The organism is Brevundimonas sp. (genome assembly GCF_035627475.1).
Taxonomy (GTDB): domain Bacteria; phylum Pseudomonadota; class Alphaproteobacteria; order Caulobacterales; family Caulobacteraceae; genus Brevundimonas.
Map to the genome: position 1 here is coordinate 25674 of NZ_DASPLR010000022.1, position 16070 is coordinate 41743.

Below are 16070 nucleotides of genomic sequence, written 5' to 3' on the forward strand. Positions count from 1 at the left end.
GGGCTTTCAGACGAACAGGGCGGCGAGGACCATGACCAGCCCGGCGGCGGCGACGAGCCAGACCAGCGAGCGGACGTAGGGGACGCCGAAGGCGTACAGCGGCACATAGACGAGCCGCCCGAAGAAATAGAGGTGCGTGCCGACGAAGGTCAGCGACCCGTCCTTACCGGCGATATGCGCCATGATCACGGCGGCGGCGAAGATCGGCAGGGTCTCGAACAGATTGGCCTGGGCCCGCATCAGCCGGCCGGCGAGCCTGCCCGGCGGCGGAACCTCGGCGTCGCGCGGGCCGGCGTTCCACTTGCCGCCGAGTTCGGCGGTGCGGGCCGCGCCCGCCGCCCCGATCTGGACCAGTGCCAGGATCAGGGTGAAGACCAGCATGATGAACTCGGGCGTCATGTCCATGGCCGGTCCTCCCCTTCCTCAGCCCTGCCGGTAGTTCGGCGCCTCGCGCGTGATCATCACGTCGTGGACGTGGCTCTCCCGCAGGCCCGCGCCGGTGATGCGCACGAAGCGGGCGCGTTCCTGGAAGTCGGTGATGGTGGCGGCGCCGACATAGCCCATGGCGGCGCGCAGCCCTCCAACCATCTGATGCAGCACCGGAGCGATCGGCCCCTTGTAGGGCGTCTGGCCCTCGATGCCCTCGGGCACCAGCTTCATCTGGTCCGAGACCTCCTTCTGGAAGTAGCGGTCGGCCGAGCCGCGGGCCATGGCCCCGACCGAGCCCATGCCGCGGTACGACTTGTAGGACCGGCCCTGGTACAGGAAGACCTCGCCCGGGCTCTCGTCGGTGCCGGCGAACATCGAGCCCATCATGGCCACCGAGGCCCCGGCCGCGATGGCCTTGGCCAGGTCGCCGGAATATTTGATGCCGCCGTCGGCGATGACCGGGGCGCCGGAGTCCTTCGCGGCGCGCACGGCCTCCATGATCGCCGTGAGTTGGGGCACGCCCACGCCCGCGACGATGCGGGTGGTGCAGATCGAGCCGGGGCCGATGCCGACCTTCACCGCGTCCGCGCCCGCATCGATCAGCGCCCGGGCGGCGTCATAGGTGGCCACGTTGCCGGCGATGATCTGGATGCGGTTGGATTCGCGCTTGATGCGCTCGACGACGCGCGAAACCTGGATCGAGTGGCCGTGGGCGGTGTCGATCACCACCACGTCGACGCCTGCCTCGGCCAGGGCCATCGAACGCTCGTAGCCGGCATCGCCGACGGTCGAGGCGGCGCCGACCAGCAGCCGCCCCTGATCGTCCTTGGCCGCGTTCGGGAAGGCCTGGGCCTTCTCGATGTCCTTCATCGTGATCAGGCCGACGGCGCGATAGTCCTCGTCGACCACTATGACCCGCTCGATCTTGCGGGTGCGGAGCAGTTCACGCGCTTCCTCGCGGCCGGCGCCTTCGCGCACGGTGACAAGTTCGCCCGTGGTCATCAGCTCCGATGCCTTGCGATTCGGATCGGTGTCGAAACGCATGTCCCGGTTGGTCAGCATGCCGACCAGCTTGCCGGACCCCGGATCGACCACCGGGAAACCGGTGATCTTCTTGCGGGAGACGATCTCGCGAACCTCGCCGAGAGTCGTGTCGGGGCTGACGGTGACCGGATTGACCACCATGCCGCTTTCGTAGCGCTTGACCTGGCGAACCTGCTCTGCCTGTTCCTCGACCGTCATGTTGCGGTGGAGGACGCCCAGACCACCGGCCTGGGCCATGGCGATGGCGAGCCTGCTTTCGGTGACCGTGTCCATGGCGGACGAGGTCAGCGGGATGTTCAGCCTGATGTCGCGGGTGAGCTTCGTCGAGACGTCCGCGTCGGCGGGCATGATCTCTGACGGGCCGGGTTCCAGCAAAACATCGTCGAAGGTGAGCCCTTCGCGTATCTCCATGAGGAGTCTCCGTTTTGCGGGCCGCGTATAGCGGTGGAAGGCGGGGAACCGCAAGGGCCGCCCGGGCCTATGATGACGATAAGAACAATTGGCTTGCCGGATGCGGCGTCGACCCCACATCTGAAGGACGCATGGTTCGACTGTTGATCAGCACCGCCCGCCGCCTCGCGCTCAAAATCGCGAGCTATGGCGTGATGCACCTGGTGGTGGCGATTCTCGTCGCCTTCGCCATCACGCGAGACTGGCGGCTGGCTCTGGCGGTCGGCGTGGTCGAGCCCTTCTTCCAGACCATCGCCTATTCGATTCACGACCGCGTCTGGCACCGGATCGAGCGGCGGGGCATGCTGTCCAATGTGGAGGAGGCGGCCGAGGCGGTCACCGCCCGTCTCGAGGTGATGCGGCCCGAGGAACAGACCCGGGTTCACGGCCACCACGGCCATAGCCGCGCCCTGCCCCGCTCGCTGAAGCAGATCGCCCTGAAGACCGTCACCTATGGCGTGATGCATTTCGCGGTGGCTGTCACCGTCGCCTTCGCCCTCACCCAGGACTGGCGTACGGCCCTGGCGATCGGGATCATCGAGCCGCTGGTGCAGACGGTGTTCTTCACCGTGCATGACCGCATCTGGACGCGGATCGAGGCGCGGAAAGCCCGGCGCGCGGCCGAGTTGGCGTCGGCCTGACGCCGCAACGTTGCATTTCGCGTTGATTTCTCCTTAAGATTGCGCGACCCGACACCTTGGGTCGAAGGAGGACAAGACATGACGTTCAAGAGTCTCCGTACCGCCGCCGCCCGCAACTGGAAGGCCACGACCCTCGTTCTGGCGCTCGTCGCCGGCGCGGGAGCCACCGCGGCCATGGCCTACCCGGCGCGGTCGATCGAAGTCGAATACTTCTCCGACGCCACCTACAACGATCCCGTGGGCGGCCGCGGCATCACCTGCGGCGGCAACCAGTGGCACTGGGGCGAACAGACCGAGTTCGCGATCTCCTACTCGGAATCCTGCGATACTCGGGATCCGATCGGGTTCTAGGATCAGAGGGGTTGGGTCTTCGGGCCCAACCCTGATCCGGTCATCGCGTGACGCCCGTCGTCACCGCTTGTTCAGCGCCACCAGGAACACCTCGGCGCTGTCTTTCCGGCTCGACTCCGGCTTGACGTATTTCACCGTCTCGAACTCGGCGCGCAGGCGGGCGAGCACGCCGCCGGCGTCGCCGCCCTGGAAGTTCTTGGACACGAAATGCCCGCCGGGCCTCAGTGTGCGGATGGCGAAGTCGGCGGCGATCTCGATCAGGGCGATGATCTTCAGGTGATCGGTCTGGCGGTGGCCGACGGTGTTGTGGGCCATGTCCGACAGCACCAGGTCGGGCGGACCGCCGAGCAGCTCGATCATCTGCTGGTCGACGCCCGGATGGGTGAAATCGGCCTGGATCAGCGTCGCGCCGGGGATCGGCTCGATCGGCAGCAGGTCGACGCCGACCACTGCCCTGGCCCCGCGCTTCAGCGCCACCTGCACCCAGCCGCCCGGCGCGGCGCCGAGGTCGATGACCCGGCTGCCCTGTTTGATCAGGTGGAAGCGGTCGTCGATCTCAAGCAGTTTGAAGGCGGCGCGGCTGCGCCAGCCCTCGGCCCGGGCGCGCTCGGACCATTTGTCTGACAGCTGGCGTTTGATCCACTGCTGGCTGGACATCGACTTGGTGTCCGCCGTCTTCATCTTCGTGCCCATGCCGCGCCCTGCCGCCGTCCCGCCCGAGGGCGGGCGGACCATGCGGCGGCGTTCAGGCGGCTTGGCCGCGGGCTTTTCGTCGTCGCTCATGCCTCTCCCATAGCCCCGACCGGGATTGCGGGCTATGACCCCGCGACATTTCAAAGGAGCAGCCCCCGATGGCCGAAACCCTGACCTTCACTCTCGACACCGGCGACGGCGAGGCCCGCGACGTGGTCATCAAGCTGCGCCCCGACCTCGCCCCCGGTCACGTCGCCCGGATCACCGAACTGGCCCAGGAAGGCTTCTACGACGGCGTGGTCTTTCACCGGGTGATCCCCGGCTTCATGGCCCAAGGGGGCGACCCGACCGGCACCGGCACCTCGGGCTCCAAGAAGCCCAACCTGAAGGCCGAGTTCTCGGCCGAGCCGCACGTGCGCGGCGTCTGCTCAATGGCCCGGACGTCGGATCCCAACAGCGCCAACAGCCAGTTCTTCATCGTCTTCGACGACGCCACCTTCCTCGACCGCCAGTACACGGTGTGGGGCCAGGTCATCGAAGGCATGGAACATGTCGATGCCCTGCCCAAGGGCGAGCCGCCCCGGTCGCCGGGCAAGATCGTCAAGGCGACGGTGAGCTGACACGGAAAGGGCCGTTCGATAGAGCGGCCCTTTTTTCTATTCGATCTCGACGACCTCGACGCGCGGGCCATTGAGGACAAGCGCGATCTCGCCGCGCTTGAGCTTGAGCGCGTCCTCGCCGAACAACTGGCGGCGCCAGCCCTTGAGCGCGTCGATGTCGGCCTCGTCGTCGAGCGCGATCTTCTCGAGGTCGGCGACGTTGGCGATCAGCTTGGTGGCGACGCCGGCGTTGTCGCTCTTGGCCTTGAGCAGCACCTTGAGCAGTTCGACCACCGAGGGCGGCGCCGGCTGGTTGTGGGCGGGCCGCTCCAGCTTGGGGGCGTGGGCCTCCGGATCGGCCAGCACCCGCTTCAGCTCGGCCGTGAGCTCGACTCCGAGGCGCGAGGCGCCGAAACCCTTGGGCACCGAGCGCAGGCGGTTGAAGGCGTCGGCGTCGGTCGGGCCCTGGGCGGCGATCTCGTCGATGGCCTCGTCCTTGAGGATGCGGCCGCGCGGCTGGTCGCGCTCCTGGGCCGCGCGCTCGCGCCACACCGCGGTGGCGACGAAGGCGGCAAGGTATTTGGCGGAATATTTCTTGGGCTTCAGCCGCTTCCAGGCCTTTTCCGGATCGGTGTCATAGAGGGCCGGATCGGTCAGATCCTCCATCTCCGCCATCACCCAATCGAGGCGGCCGTCCTTCTGCAGCCGGTCGCGCAGTTTCGGATACAGGGCGGCGAGGTGGGTGACGTCGCCCAAGGCGTAGATCAGCTGGGCGTCGGACAGCGGGCGACGGGCCCAGTCGGTGAAGCGGCTGCCCTTGTCGACCTCCTGGCGCAGCATCTGGCGGACCAGCGCCTCATAGGAAACCTGGTCGCCGAAGCCGGCGGCCATGGCGGCGACCTGGGTGTCGAACATCGGCTTCGGCATGGCGCCGAGCTTGACGAATATCTCCACGTCCTGGCGGGCGGCGTGGAAGACCTTGAGGATCGATTCGTCGCGCATCAGGTCGAGGAAGGGCGACAGATCAAGCCCCTCCGCCATCGGATCGATGATCGCCGAGTCCGCGGCCGAAGCGGCCTGGATCAGGCACAGGCGCGGCCAGTAGGTCGTCTCCCGCATGAACTCGGTGTCGACCGTGATGAAGGGGGCGGTGGCCAGACGTGCGCAGAATTCGCGCAGCGCCTCGGTGGTGGTGATCGGCGTCATTCGGATGCTATAGCCCCGCGCGATGCGGTTGTGGCAAGAGCCGCCGCATAAATCCGCCCACTGATTCAGGCCCGTGACCGATGAGCGACACCCCCGAGAGCCTGCGTAACGGCCTGACATACGCTGATGCGGGGGTGGATATCGACGCCGGCGAGATGCTGGTCGACGCGATCAAGCCGCTGGCGAAATCGACCCGCCGGCCCGGCGCCGAGGCCTCGCTGGGCGGATTCGGGGCGCTGTTCGACCTGAAGGCGGCAGGCTTCGAGGATCCGCTGATCGTCGCGACCACGGACGGCGTGGGCACCAAGCTGAAGATCGCGATCGAAACGGGCCGGCATGACGGGGTCGGCGTCGATCTCGTCGCCATGTGCGTCAACGACCTGCTGGCGCAGGGCGCCGAGCCGCTGCTGTTCCTCGACTACTACGCCACCGGCAAGCTCGAGATCGACGCGGCCAGGCGGGTGGTGGCGGGAATCGCCGAGGGCTGCCGCCAGGCCGGCTGCGCCCTCGTCGGCGGGGAGACGGCCGAGATGCCCGGCATGTACGCCGGCGGCGACTACGACCTGGCGGGCTTCTCGCTGGGCGCCGTCGAACGCGGCCACGCCCTGCCGTACCTCGACCGCCAGGCGACGGGGGACGTGATCATCGGCCTGGCCTCGTCGGGCCCGCACTCCAACGGCTATTCGCTGATCCGCAAGGTGGTCGAGAAGTCTGGCCTCGGCTGGGACGCCGACGCGCCCTTCGCCAAGGATCGGACCCTGGCCCAGGCCCTGATGGAGCCGACCCGCATCTATGTGAAGCCTGTGCTGCCGCTGATGAAGGCCGGGCTGGTCAAGGGCGCGGCGCACATCACCGGCGGCGGCTTGATCGAGAACCCGCCCCGCTGCATCGCCGAGGGCCTGCACGCGGCCTTCGACTGGGACGCCATTCCCCTGCCGCACGTGTTCCAGTGGCTGGGCGAGGTCGGCGGAATCTCGGACCACGAGATGCGCCGCACCTTCAACTGCGGGGTCGGCTTCATCCTGGTGGTCGCGCCGGAGAACGCCGAGCCGGTGCTGGCGGCCCTGCTGAACGCCGGCGAGGTCGCCTTCGTCTGCGGGCAGCTGGCGGCGAACTAGAGGCCTTCGGCGTCCAGGCTGGAATAGCTGGCGCGGATGATCGTCGCCCGTCCCGGGTTCTGGTGCACTGAGACGGTGACCCCGCCCTTCGTCCACACCGGCCAGTCTTCAGGCTCGTCCGGGCTGGCGGCGAAACCGGCCCCCCGCAAGGGAGCGGCGACGGCGTCCCGGGCCTGCTCGAACGAAGCCGATCGCGCCTGGACCACGCAGACCCGGCGCAGATCACCGTCTCGGGCGCTGCCCGATGTCGTCAGTTGAACCAGGTAGACGTCGTTGCGGCTGCGGAAGTCGCCCTCCCCTTCCTCGAGCGAGCCATTGAGGCCGTTGCGCGCGAGGACGGCCTGATCGGCCGCGCCCTCGGCGACATAGGGCAGGCAGACGTCCATCACGATGTCGCGGGTGATCTGCCCCGGATCGGGCGGGCTGACAGCGAGGGTGGCGAAGAGGAACAGGGCGTGCATGGAGACCTCCGGACGCGCACTTTCCCGGACGCAGGCGGCGAGCGCAAGCCGGACGCATTGACCGTCGTGCGTCGCCCCGGCAAGGTCCGCGCCTTCCACACCATGAGGTCGCCGATGCGCGCGCTGTCGATCGCCCTGGCCGGGCTGATGCTGGTTCCCGGTTTCGCCGCAGCCCAGACCCCCGCCCCGTCCGAGCACGCCCTGCTTCACCAGGTTGCCGGCGAGGTCCGGCCGGAGCGGATGCGCGCCGACATCGAGGCCCTGGTCGGCTTCGGCACCCGCCATACCCTGTCGGACGCGGTGTCGGATACGCGCGGCATCGGCGCGGCCCGGCGCTGGGCCCAGCGGCAGTTCGAGGCCATCGGCCGCGACTGCGGCGGTTGCCTGACCGTCGTGACGCCGTCCGACACCGTCACCGGTCCCCGCGTCCCAACCCCGACAGAGGTCGTCGACATCGTCGCCATCCAACGCGGAACGGGCGATCCGAACCGCGTCATCATCATCTCCGGCCACATCGACTCGCGCGTCACCGATGTGATGAATTTCACCGACGACGCGCCCGGCGCCAACGACGACGCCTCGGGCGTGGCCGCGGTGCTGGAAGCGGCGCGGGTGCTTTCGAAGCACCGGTTCGACGCCACCCTGGTGTACGCCGCCCTCTCCGGCGAGGAGCAGGGGCTGCTGGGCGGCAAGATCCTGGCTGACTACGCCCAGGCGCAGGGCTGGCGGGTCGAGGCCAATCTGAACAACGACATCGTCGGCAACTCCCAGGGCCAGTCCGGTGTCCGCGACACCACCCGCGTACGGGTCTTCTCGGAAGGGACCAAGACGGTCGAGACCGAGGCCCAGGAAGAGCGCCGGCGGTACAATGGCGGAGAGGTCGATTCCTCATCGCGAAATCTGGCGCGCTTCGTCGACGCCATCGCCGACCGCTACCTGGCCAATTTCGATGTCGAGATGATCTATCGCACGGACCGCTACGGACGGGGCGGCGACCAGGTCGAGATGCTGCGTCACGGCTTCCCCGCGGTGCGCATCAGCGAGGGCGCCGAGAACTACGACCGCCAGCACCAGGACCTGCGGGTCGAGAACGGCGTCCACTACGGGGACACCATCGACGGGGTCGACTTCGGCTATCTGGGTCAGGTGGCCCGGCTGAACATCGTCTCGATGGCGGCGCTCGCCAGCGCCCCCGCCAGCCCCCTGGGCGTCACCATTGAGGGCGCGGTCAAGCCGGACACCACCGTGAAATGGCAGGCCGTTCCGGGGGCCGCCGGCTATCGCGTCTGGTGGCGCTCGACCACGGCGCCGCAGTGGACCCACAGCCGCTGGGCCGGGTCGGCGACCGAGTTGGTGCTGCCGGGCATCGTCATCGACGACTTCTTCTTCGGCGTCTCGGCCGTATCCGACGACGGCTACGAGAGCCCGGTGGTGTTCCCGGGGCCGTCGGGGTCGTTCGTCTCCGTCGGCGACCCGGCGCCCCGCCCGGCGCAATGACGGACCGCGTCAGGGTCGCGGTCCTGATTTCGGGGGCCGGATCCAACATGGCGGCGCTGATCGATGCGGCGCAGGCTGGGAACGGCCCCTTCGAGGTGGTGCTGGTGCTGTCGAACCGGCCCGATGCCGCCGGACTGGCGGTCGCGCAGGCCAAGGGCGTCGCCGTCGCAGTGGTCGACCATTGTCCGTTCGGCAAGGATCGCGAGGCGCACGAAACTGCGGTCGACACCATCCTGGAGAAGCACCGCGTCGAGGTCGTCGCCCTGGCCGGGTACATGCGCTTGCTGACGCCGTGGCTGGTGAAGCGCTGGCAGGGCCGGATGCTGAACATCCACCCGAGCCTGCTGCCGAAATATCCGGGCCTGGACACCCACGCCCGGGCCCTGACCGCGGGTGACCTCGAGGCCGGGTGCACAGTCCATCTGGTCACCGAAGGCGTCGACGAAGGCCCTGTGCTGGGTCAGGCGCGCGTTCCGGTGCTGGCGGGCGACACGCCGGCGTTGCTGGCGCAGCGGGTGCTGGAGGCCGAGCATCGCCTGTATCCCGCCGTGCTCGCGGATTTCTGCCGCCAGATGAGAAGTTTGTAATCTGGCGACTTTCGCCACGACAGAGCCCGGCGCTTGAGTCAGGTTGCCGGCCAAGTCTCAATCGGGGTTTCTCCAATGCTCAAGCTTCGTCTCCTGGCCTGCGCGGCCACGGCCGTCCTCTCGCTCGCCGCCACCGCGGCCGTCGCGCAGAACACGCCGCCCATCGTGGAGATTCCGTCCACCACCCAGCCCGTCATCGGCACGTTCGGCTTCGACGTGGCGGGCATGGACACCTCCGTCCGGCCCGGCGCTGACTTCAACCTGTACGCCAACGGAACGTATCTGAAGAACACCCCGATCCCGGCCGACCGGACCTCGTATGGCGCCTTCCACATGCTGCACGACCGGTCGCAGGAGAACCTGAAGGCCCTGATCGAGGAGAGCGTCGCCAACCCGGGCGCCAGCGAGGACGCGGGCCGCATCGGCGCCTTCTACGGCAGCTTCATGGACGAGGCGACCGTTGAGCGCCTCGGCGCCAGCCCGCTGCAGGCCGATCTGGCAGAGGTCCGCGCCGCCGACACGCGCGAGAAGATGGCCGCGCTGATGGGCCGGACCCAGTCCGGCTTCGGATCCAGCATCTTCGGGGTGCAGATCTTCGAGGACCTGAAGGACTCGAACAAGACCAGCGCCTACGTCGTCCAGGGCGGCATCGGCATGCCTGACCGCGACTACTACCTCGAGGCCAGCTTCGCCGAGCAGAAGGCGGCCTACCAGGCCTATGTGGCCAAGGCGCTGGAACTGGCCGGCTGGCCGAACGCGGAACAGGCCGCGGCGGACATCGTCGCCTTCGAGACCCGCATCGCCGAACAGCACTGGACCGCGGTCGAGAACCGACAGGTCGACAAGATCTATAATCCGACGACCGTGGCCGAACTGGCCACGTCCGCCCCGGGCTTCGACTGGGCGGCCTGGGCCGAGGGCGCGGGCATGGGCGAAGTGCCGGTGCTGATCGCGGCGAACAACACCGCCTTCCCGGGCATGGCAAGGGTGTTCGCCGAAACCCCCATCGAAACCCTGCAGTCGTGGCAGGCCTTCCACGTGATCGACCAGGCCTCGCCCTTCCTGTCGTCGGCCTTCGTCGACAACCGCTTCAACTTCTACGGCAAGGTGCTGGGCGGCCAGCCGGAGAACCAGCCGCGCTGGAAGCGGGGTGTGGCCACGGTCGACGGCTCGCTGGGCGAGGTTCTGGGCCGCGAGTTCGTGGCGCGTCACTTCCCCGCCGAGTCCAAGGCCCAGATGGAAGAACTGGTCGCCAACCTGCGCGCCGCCATGACCGCGCGCATCCAGGGTCTCGAGTGGATGAGCCCGGCGACGAAGGAGCAGGCGCTCTACAAGATGAGCCGCTTCAACGTGAAGATCGGCTATCCCGACGAATGGCGCGAATACGACGGCCTGCGTCTCGAGCCGGGCGACCTGTACGGCAACGTCGAGCGGTCGGCGGCCTTCGAATGGGCCTTCAACGTGGCCAAGCTTGGCAAGCCGGTCAATCCGCTGGAGTGGGGCATGACCCCGCAGACGGTGAACGCCTACTACAACCCCGTGCGCAACGAGATCGTCTTCCCGGCGGCGATCCTGCAGGCGCCGTTCTTCGATCCGAACGCCGATCCGGCGGTGAACTACGGCGGTATCGGCGCGGTGATCGGCCACGAGATCACCCACGGCTTCGACGACCAGGGTCGCAAGACCGACGGCGACGGCGCCCTGCGCGACTGGTGGACGGCCGAGGACGCCGCCAAGTTCGAGGAGCGCGCCCGGGTGCTGGGAGCCCAGTATTCGGCCCTCTCCCCGCTTGAAGGCGTCACCGTCAACGGCGACCTGACCATGGGCGAGAACATCGCCGACCTTGGCGGGTTGCTGCTGGCGCTGGACGCCTACCACATGTCCCTGAACGGCCAGCCGGCGCCGGTGATCAACGGCCTGACCGGCGACCAGCGGGTCTTCCTCGGCTGGGCCCAGGTGTGGCGCAACAATACCCGTGACGAGGCGCTGCGCGCACAGGTCACCGTCGATCCGCACGCTCCCGCCATGTTCCGGGCCGGCGCCACCGTCCGCAACATCGACGCCTGGTATGAGGCGTTCGGCGTCCAGCCGGGCGACGAACAGTACCTCGCCCCCGAGGCCCGCGCCCGCATCTGGTAGGACGGCCCCTCAGGGCGACGTGAATCCGGCCCCGGCGAGCCATCGCCGGGGCCGTTTTCGTTCGCTTGCGGGGAGACGGCCTGATTGCTATCTGAATGCTGTATGTTGATATCTGATATATCACCAAAGGCATTTGCATGATCACGGGCCCCCAGCTTCGCGCCGCACGGGCGCTCCTCGGCATCGACCAGCGGGATCTGGCTCAGCTGGCGGGACTGTCTCCGCAGACGGTGCAGCGTATGGAGGCCTGTCCCGGCTCGGTCCGGGCTGTGGTCGACAGCCTCGAGAAGGTCGTCACGGCCTTGGCCGACGCCGGGGTGGAGATGATCGCGGAGGGCGCGCCGAGCCAGGGCACGGGGCGTGGGGTTCGGCTGATCGAACGGAAGACGACGGTGCGCGATGGGCTCTGACTGGAAGCTGTTCCTGCCCAAGACCGTCACGGTCCTGAGGCAGGGCTACGGCCTGGGCGATTTCCGGGCGGACAGCGTGGCCGGCCTGACCGTCGCGGTCGTCGCCCTGCCCCTCGCCATGGCCCTGGCCATCGCCTCGGGCGCCACTCCGGAAGCGGGACTGGTCACGGCGGTCGTCGCCGGCTTCCTCATCTCGGCCCTGGGCGGCAGCCGCTTCCAGATCGGCGGCCCGACCGGGGCCTTCGTGGTCATCGTCTACGGTGTGATCAGCAAGCACGGCTATGACGGCCTGCTGATGGCCACGCTGATGGCCGGCGCCATTCTCGTCGTCGCGGGGCTGGCCCGCGTCGGCAGCCTGATCAAATACATCCCCGATCCGGTCACCACAGGCTTCACCAGCGGCATCGCCGTGGTCATCCTGGCCAGCCAGATCCCCGACCTGCTGGGGCTGACGGCAGCGGAGATTCCGGCCGAGTTCATTCCCAAGATGCAGGCCTTGTGGGCCGCGCGGGCGACGCTGACCCTGCCAGCCGTCGGACTATCCGCCGCCTGCATCGCCGCCATCCTGGCGCTCCGCCGTTACGCGCCTAAGGTTCCCGGCTTCCTGGTGGCGACCGTCGCGGCGGCGGTGGCGGTGGCGGCGCTCGGCTTGCCGGTCGAGACCATCGGCTCGCGCTTCGGCGAGATGAACGCGCGGATTCCCCTGCCCGACCTGTCGTTCTGGACCTGGAGCAAGGCCACGGACGTCCTGCCCAGCGCGCTCGCCATCGCCCTGCTGGCGGGGGTGGAGTCGCTGCTTTCGGCCGTGGTCGCCGACCAGATGACCGGACGCCGCCACCGCTCGAACATGGAGCTGACCGCCCAGGGCGTCGCCAATATCGCCTCGGCCGCGGTGGGCGGGCTGCCCGCCACGGGCGCCATCGCCCGCACGGCGACCAGCATCCGCTCGGGGGCGCGCACGCCGGTCGCGGGCATGATGCACGCCGCCTTCCTGCTGGTCTTCATGGTGGTCCTGGCGCCGGTGATGGTGTTCACGCCCATGCCGGCGCTGGCGGCCATCCTCGTGGTGGTGGCCATGAACATGGCCGAGACGCACCGCTTCCGCCTGATCCTGCGCACATCGAGCGGCGACAGGGCTGTGCTGCTGGCCACCTTCGCCCTGACCGTGCTCGTCGACCTGACGGTGGCCATTGGCGTCGGCATGGCCCTCGCCACCTTCGTCTTCATGCACCGGATGTCGAACCTCGCCACCCTGGAAGGCCGCGCGCCCCTGATCGAGGGAGACCGGCCCGACAATGGCGAGGGCCGCTATGCTCCCAACCAGGGCCTGCCCGGCGATGTCGGCGTGCTCACCTTCCGGGGTCCGCTGTTCTTCGGCAGCGCCGGCCTGATCAAGGACGCCATGGACCGCATCGGCGCGCGCCGGCGGACCTACATCCTGCGGCTCGAGGAGGTTCCGATGCTGGACCCGACCGGCGCCCTGGCCTTCGCGGACCTGCTGGCCCGGATGCAGGGCGACGGGGCCGAGGTCATCGTCGTCGGGGCCGACCACGCCGTCCTCAAGTCGTTGATGCAGGCCACGCCGCGGGATCGCCTGAAGCGGGTCCATTTCGTCAAGAGCTTCGCCACGGCGCGCAAACGCATCGGGGCGCAAAAGACCGCGGCATAACGAAAGCGGCCGGCCCCGTCAGGGAGCCGGCCGTTCGTGGATCAGTCCGGGAGTTCGGATCAGCCGACGATCTGGTCGTCCGCGAAGAACTGCTCGATCTCGATCTTCGCGTTCTCGAGGCTGTCCGAGCCGTGCACCGAGTTCTCGCCGATCGACAGGGCGAACTGCTTGCGGATGGTGCCTTCGGCGGCCTGTTCCGGGTTGGTGGCGCCCATCACTTCACGATAGCGCGCCACGGCGTTGTCGCCTTCCAGCACCTGCACGACGACCGGCTCGGCGGTCATCTGCGAAACCAGTTCGCCGTAGAACGGGCGCTCGGCGTGGACTTCGTAGAATTTCTTCGCCTGGGCTTCGGTCAGCTTGACGCGGCGCTGGGCGACGATGCGCAGGCCGGCGCCCTCGATCACGGCGTTGATGGCGCCCGTCAGGTTGCGGCGCGTGGCGTCGGGCTTGATGATCGAGAACGTACGTTCGGTCATGGGAGTGACTTCTTGTTGGGAGATTGAGGGTGAATCTTGCGAGGTGGGGGCTTATAGACGCGCCCTCCCCGGTTTCCAACCATCCCGTTTTTGTGCCCTATCGCTCGACGCGCGGCGTCTCGCTGCTTGAGGGCGACACGAGAATTTCGGCCGTCCCATGCTCCAGATCACCGACCTGACCTTCAGCGCCTGGGGCCGCAAATTCCTCGAGGACGCCTCCGTCAGCCTGCCGCCCGGCTCCAAGGTCGGGCTTGTCGGCCGCAACGGCATCGGCAAGTCGACCCTGTTCAAGCTGATCCTGGGGGAACTGGCGGCCGGCGGCGACGAGATCAGCCTGCCGAAGACCGCCCGCGTCGCCTCAGTCGACCAGGAGCACCCCGCCACGCCGGTCAGCGTGCTGGAAACCATCCTCGAGGCCGATGTCGAGCGGCACGAACTGCTGACCCGGCTGGAGACGGCCGAGCCCGAGGAGATGGGCGAGATCTGGACCCGGCTGATCGAGATCGACGCCGACGCCGCCCCGGCGCGCGCCGCCGAAATCCTCGTCGGCCTCGGCTTCGACCAGGAAAACCAGCAGCGGCCGATGTCCGAATTCTCGGGCGGCTGGCGCATGCGCGTGGCGCTGGCGGCCGCCCTGTTCGCCGAGCCGGACATGCTGCTGCTCGACGAGCCGACCAACTACCTCGACCTCGAAGGAGCCCTGTGGCTGGAGGCGCGGCTGAAGAAATATCCGCACACGGCCCTGATCATCTCTCACGACCGGGAAATGCTGAACGAGGTCTGCACCCACATCCTGCACCTCGCGAACCGCACCCTGACGCTCTACACGGGCAACTACGACCAGTTCGAAAAGGCGCGCGCCGAGAAGGCGCGTCTGCAGCTGTCGGCCAAGGCCAAGCAGGACGCCGAGCGCGCCCACCTGCAGGCCTTCGTCGACCGCTTCAAGGCCAAGGCGTCCAAGGCGGCCCAGGCCCAGTCCCGCATGAAGCGGCTGGCCAAGATGGAGCCGGTGGCGACCACGATCGAGGAACGGGTCGCGCCTTTCATCCTGCCCTCCCCGCCCCGCCCTCTGGCCCCGCCGCTGATCCGTCTGGAAGGCGCCAACGTCGGCTATGAGCCGGGCAAGCCGATCCTGCGCAATCTCAACCTGCGCATGGACCTGGACGACCGGATCGGCCTGCTGGGCGTCAACGGCGCCGGCAAATCGACCTTCGCCAAGATGATCGCCGGGGCCCTGGACGTGTCGCAGGGCGAGCTGCACCGCGACCGCAAGATGCGCGTGGGCTGGTTCCACCAGCATCAGATCGAGGCCATGGACCCGACCGACACGCCGTTGGAGATCATCCGCCGCGCCATGCCGGACGCCAGCGAGAGCAGTCGCCGCTCCAGGCTGGCGCAGTGGGGACTCGGCTACGAGAAGCAGGAGACCACCGTGGCCTCCCTGTCGGGTGGCGAGCGAGCGCGGCTGCTGCTCAACCAGGTCGCGATGGATGCGCCGCACATCCTGATCCTCGACGAACCGACCAACCACCTCGACATCGACAGCCGCCGGGCCCTGCTGGATGCGCTGAACGAATACTCCGGCGCGGTGATCCTGATCACCCACGACCGTTCGCTGATGGAGCTGGTCGCCGATCGCCTGTGGCTGGCGGCCGACGGCACGGTGAAGCCGTACGATGGCGACATGGACGACTATGCGAAATTCGTTCTCGACCGGGCCAAGGCCGCGGCCGTGAAGCCGAGCCAGGTCAAGCAGGAGGCCGCGGCCGCCGCGGTCCAGGCGACTTCCCCCGCGAAGAAGAACGAGAAGAAGTCCGGCCCCTCTCCCTCGACGTTGCGGCATGCGGTGAAGAAGGCCGAGGAGCGGATGGCCGCCCTGGCCGCCGAGGTGGCCCGCATCGACGACGACCTCGCCAACGCCGCCGTCAGCAACCCCAAGGCGCTGGAAGGCCTGACCCGGGCGCGGGCGAAGACCCAGGCCGATCTGGAAGCCGCCGAGGCCGCGTGGATGCAGGCCGAGGAAGCCCTGGCGGAGGTGGCGTGAACAAGCCGATCGAGCTTTCCCGCGAGGCGCGTCAGGCGGCCGTCGCCGAACTCCGCAAGGTCCTGGCCGAGGAGCTGGACATCGAGGTCGGCGGCCTGCAGGCCGAGATGGTGCTGGACCGCCTCCTGCTCGATCTCGGGCCGGTGATCTACAACCGCGCCCTGACCGACGCCCGCGCCGTCATCGCCGCCAAGGCCGAAGACATGGACGAGGCGCTCTACGGCCTGCAGCGACAGACCGACCTGCGCTAACG

General features: G+C 68.4%; 17 protein-coding genes. 11 read left to right on the forward strand and 6 right to left on the reverse strand.

Annotation, left to right across the window (positions count from 1 at the left end; translation table 11 throughout):
- Positions 1–6 precede the first annotated feature (6 nt).
- Both VEA62_RS05320 and guaB read right to left on the reverse strand, forming a co-directional pair.
- Positions 7–405 carry an MAPEG family protein gene (locus tag VEA62_RS05320; RefSeq protein ID WP_324819368.1) on the reverse strand — a complete coding sequence of 133 codons (399 nt, stop codon included), beginning with the start codon at positions 403–405 and terminating at the stop codon, positions 7–9.
- A gap of 18 nt (positions 406–423) precedes the next feature.
- The gene (gene guaB / locus VEA62_RS05325) at positions 424–1884 is read right to left on the reverse strand and encodes an IMP dehydrogenase (protein WP_324819370.1); all 1461 of its coding nucleotides are present in this window, start codon (positions 1882–1884) and stop codon (positions 424–426) included.
- Positions 1885–2015: 131 nt separating this feature from the next.
- On the opposite strand from guaB, the gene VEA62_RS05330 reads away from it, so the two are divergent.
- Together VEA62_RS05330 and VEA62_RS05335 are read left to right on the forward strand one after the other, a co-directional pair.
- The gene (locus tag VEA62_RS05330; protein ID WP_324819372.1) at positions 2016–2564 is read left to right on the forward strand and encodes a DUF2061 domain-containing protein; all 549 of its coding nucleotides are present in this window, start codon (positions 2016–2018) and stop codon (positions 2562–2564) included.
- Between the two features lie 78 nt (positions 2565–2642).
- The gene (locus VEA62_RS05335) at positions 2643–2915 is read left to right on the forward strand and encodes a DUF6289 family protein (RefSeq protein ID WP_324819374.1); all 273 of its coding nucleotides are present in this window, start codon (positions 2643–2645) and stop codon (positions 2913–2915) included.
- A 60-nt stretch (positions 2916–2975) separates the two neighbouring features.
- Here VEA62_RS05335 and VEA62_RS05340 read toward each other — a convergent pair whose 3' ends face one another.
- Complete coding sequence (locus VEA62_RS05340) at positions 2976–3698, reverse strand: RlmE family RNA methyltransferase (protein WP_324819376.1); 723 nt, start codon at positions 3696–3698, stop codon at positions 2976–2978.
- Between the two features lie 68 nt (positions 3699–3766).
- Between VEA62_RS05340 and VEA62_RS05345 the strand changes: the two genes are divergently transcribed.
- The gene (locus tag VEA62_RS05345; protein WP_324819378.1) at positions 3767–4228 is read left to right on the forward strand and encodes a peptidylprolyl isomerase; all 462 of its coding nucleotides are present in this window, start codon (positions 3767–3769) and stop codon (positions 4226–4228) included.
- A 36-nt stretch (positions 4229–4264) separates the two neighbouring features.
- Here the strand turns inward: VEA62_RS05345 and rnd are convergent, their stop codons facing one another.
- Positions 4265–5413, reverse strand: a complete 1149-nt coding sequence (gene rnd / locus VEA62_RS05350; protein WP_324819380.1) for a ribonuclease D — start codon at positions 5411–5413, stop codon at positions 4265–4267.
- 80 nt (positions 5414–5493) lie between these two features.
- Between rnd and purM the strand changes: the two genes are divergently transcribed.
- Positions 5494–6531 (forward strand): phosphoribosylformylglycinamidine cyclo-ligase, encoded by a 1038-nt coding sequence (purM, locus tag VEA62_RS05355; protein WP_324819382.1) that lies wholly within the window; start codon positions 5494–5496, stop codon positions 6529–6531.
- Here the strand turns inward: purM and VEA62_RS05360 are convergent.
- The gene (locus VEA62_RS05360; RefSeq protein ID WP_324819384.1) at positions 6528–6992 is read right to left on the reverse strand and encodes a hypothetical protein; all 465 of its coding nucleotides are present in this window, start codon (positions 6990–6992) and stop codon (positions 6528–6530) included. The genes purM and VEA62_RS05360 overlap by 4 nt on opposite strands.
- 66 nt (positions 6993–7058) lie before the next feature.
- On the opposite strand from VEA62_RS05360, the gene VEA62_RS05365 reads away from it, so the two are divergent.
- From VEA62_RS05365 to VEA62_RS05385, 5 genes are all read left to right on the forward strand, one after another.
- Positions 7059–8489, forward strand: a complete 1431-nt coding sequence (locus VEA62_RS05365; RefSeq protein ID WP_324819588.1) for a M20/M25/M40 family metallo-hydrolase — start codon at positions 7059–7061, stop codon at positions 8487–8489.
- Positions 8486–9076 (forward strand): phosphoribosylglycinamide formyltransferase, encoded by a 591-nt coding sequence (gene purN / locus VEA62_RS05370; RefSeq protein ID WP_324819386.1) that lies wholly within the window; start codon positions 8486–8488, stop codon positions 9074–9076. The genes VEA62_RS05365 and purN overlap by 4 nt, the downstream gene beginning before the upstream one ends.
- 75 nt (positions 9077–9151) lie before the next feature.
- The gene (locus tag VEA62_RS05375; protein WP_324819389.1) at positions 9152–11215 is read left to right on the forward strand and encodes a M13 family metallopeptidase; all 2064 of its coding nucleotides are present in this window, start codon (positions 9152–9154) and stop codon (positions 11213–11215) included.
- Positions 11216–11352: 137 nt separating this feature from the next.
- A complete protein-coding gene (locus VEA62_RS05380; RefSeq protein WP_324819391.1) occupies positions 11353–11625 on the forward strand; it encodes a helix-turn-helix transcriptional regulator in 273 nt (90 codons plus the stop codon).
- On the forward strand, positions 11615–13294 hold the full coding sequence (locus VEA62_RS05385) for a SulP family inorganic anion transporter (protein WP_324819393.1): 1680 nt from the start codon (positions 11615–11617) through the stop codon (positions 13292–13294). The genes VEA62_RS05380 and VEA62_RS05385 overlap by 11 nt, the downstream gene beginning before the upstream one ends.
- A 59-nt stretch (positions 13295–13353) precedes the next feature.
- On the opposite strand, the gene ndk is transcribed toward VEA62_RS05385, so the two are convergent.
- Positions 13354–13773 carry a nucleoside-diphosphate kinase gene (gene ndk, locus VEA62_RS05390; protein ID WP_324819395.1) on the reverse strand — a complete coding sequence of 140 codons (420 nt, stop codon included), beginning with the start codon at positions 13771–13773 and terminating at the stop codon, positions 13354–13356.
- A 157-nt stretch (positions 13774–13930) separates the two neighbouring features.
- On the opposite strand from ndk, the gene VEA62_RS05395 reads away from it, so the two are divergent.
- Together VEA62_RS05395 and VEA62_RS05400 are read left to right on the forward strand one after the other, a co-directional pair.
- Positions 13931–15817 carry an ABC-F family ATP-binding cassette domain-containing protein gene (locus VEA62_RS05395; protein WP_324819397.1) on the forward strand — a complete coding sequence of 629 codons (1887 nt, stop codon included), beginning with the start codon at positions 13931–13933 and terminating at the stop codon, positions 15815–15817.
- Positions 15814–16068 carry a DUF2164 domain-containing protein gene (locus VEA62_RS05400; RefSeq protein WP_324819399.1) on the forward strand — a complete coding sequence of 85 codons (255 nt, stop codon included), beginning with the start codon at positions 15814–15816 and terminating at the stop codon, positions 16066–16068. The genes VEA62_RS05395 and VEA62_RS05400 overlap by 4 nt, the downstream gene beginning before the upstream one ends.
- The last annotated feature ends 2 nt before the right edge of the window (positions 16069–16070 follow it).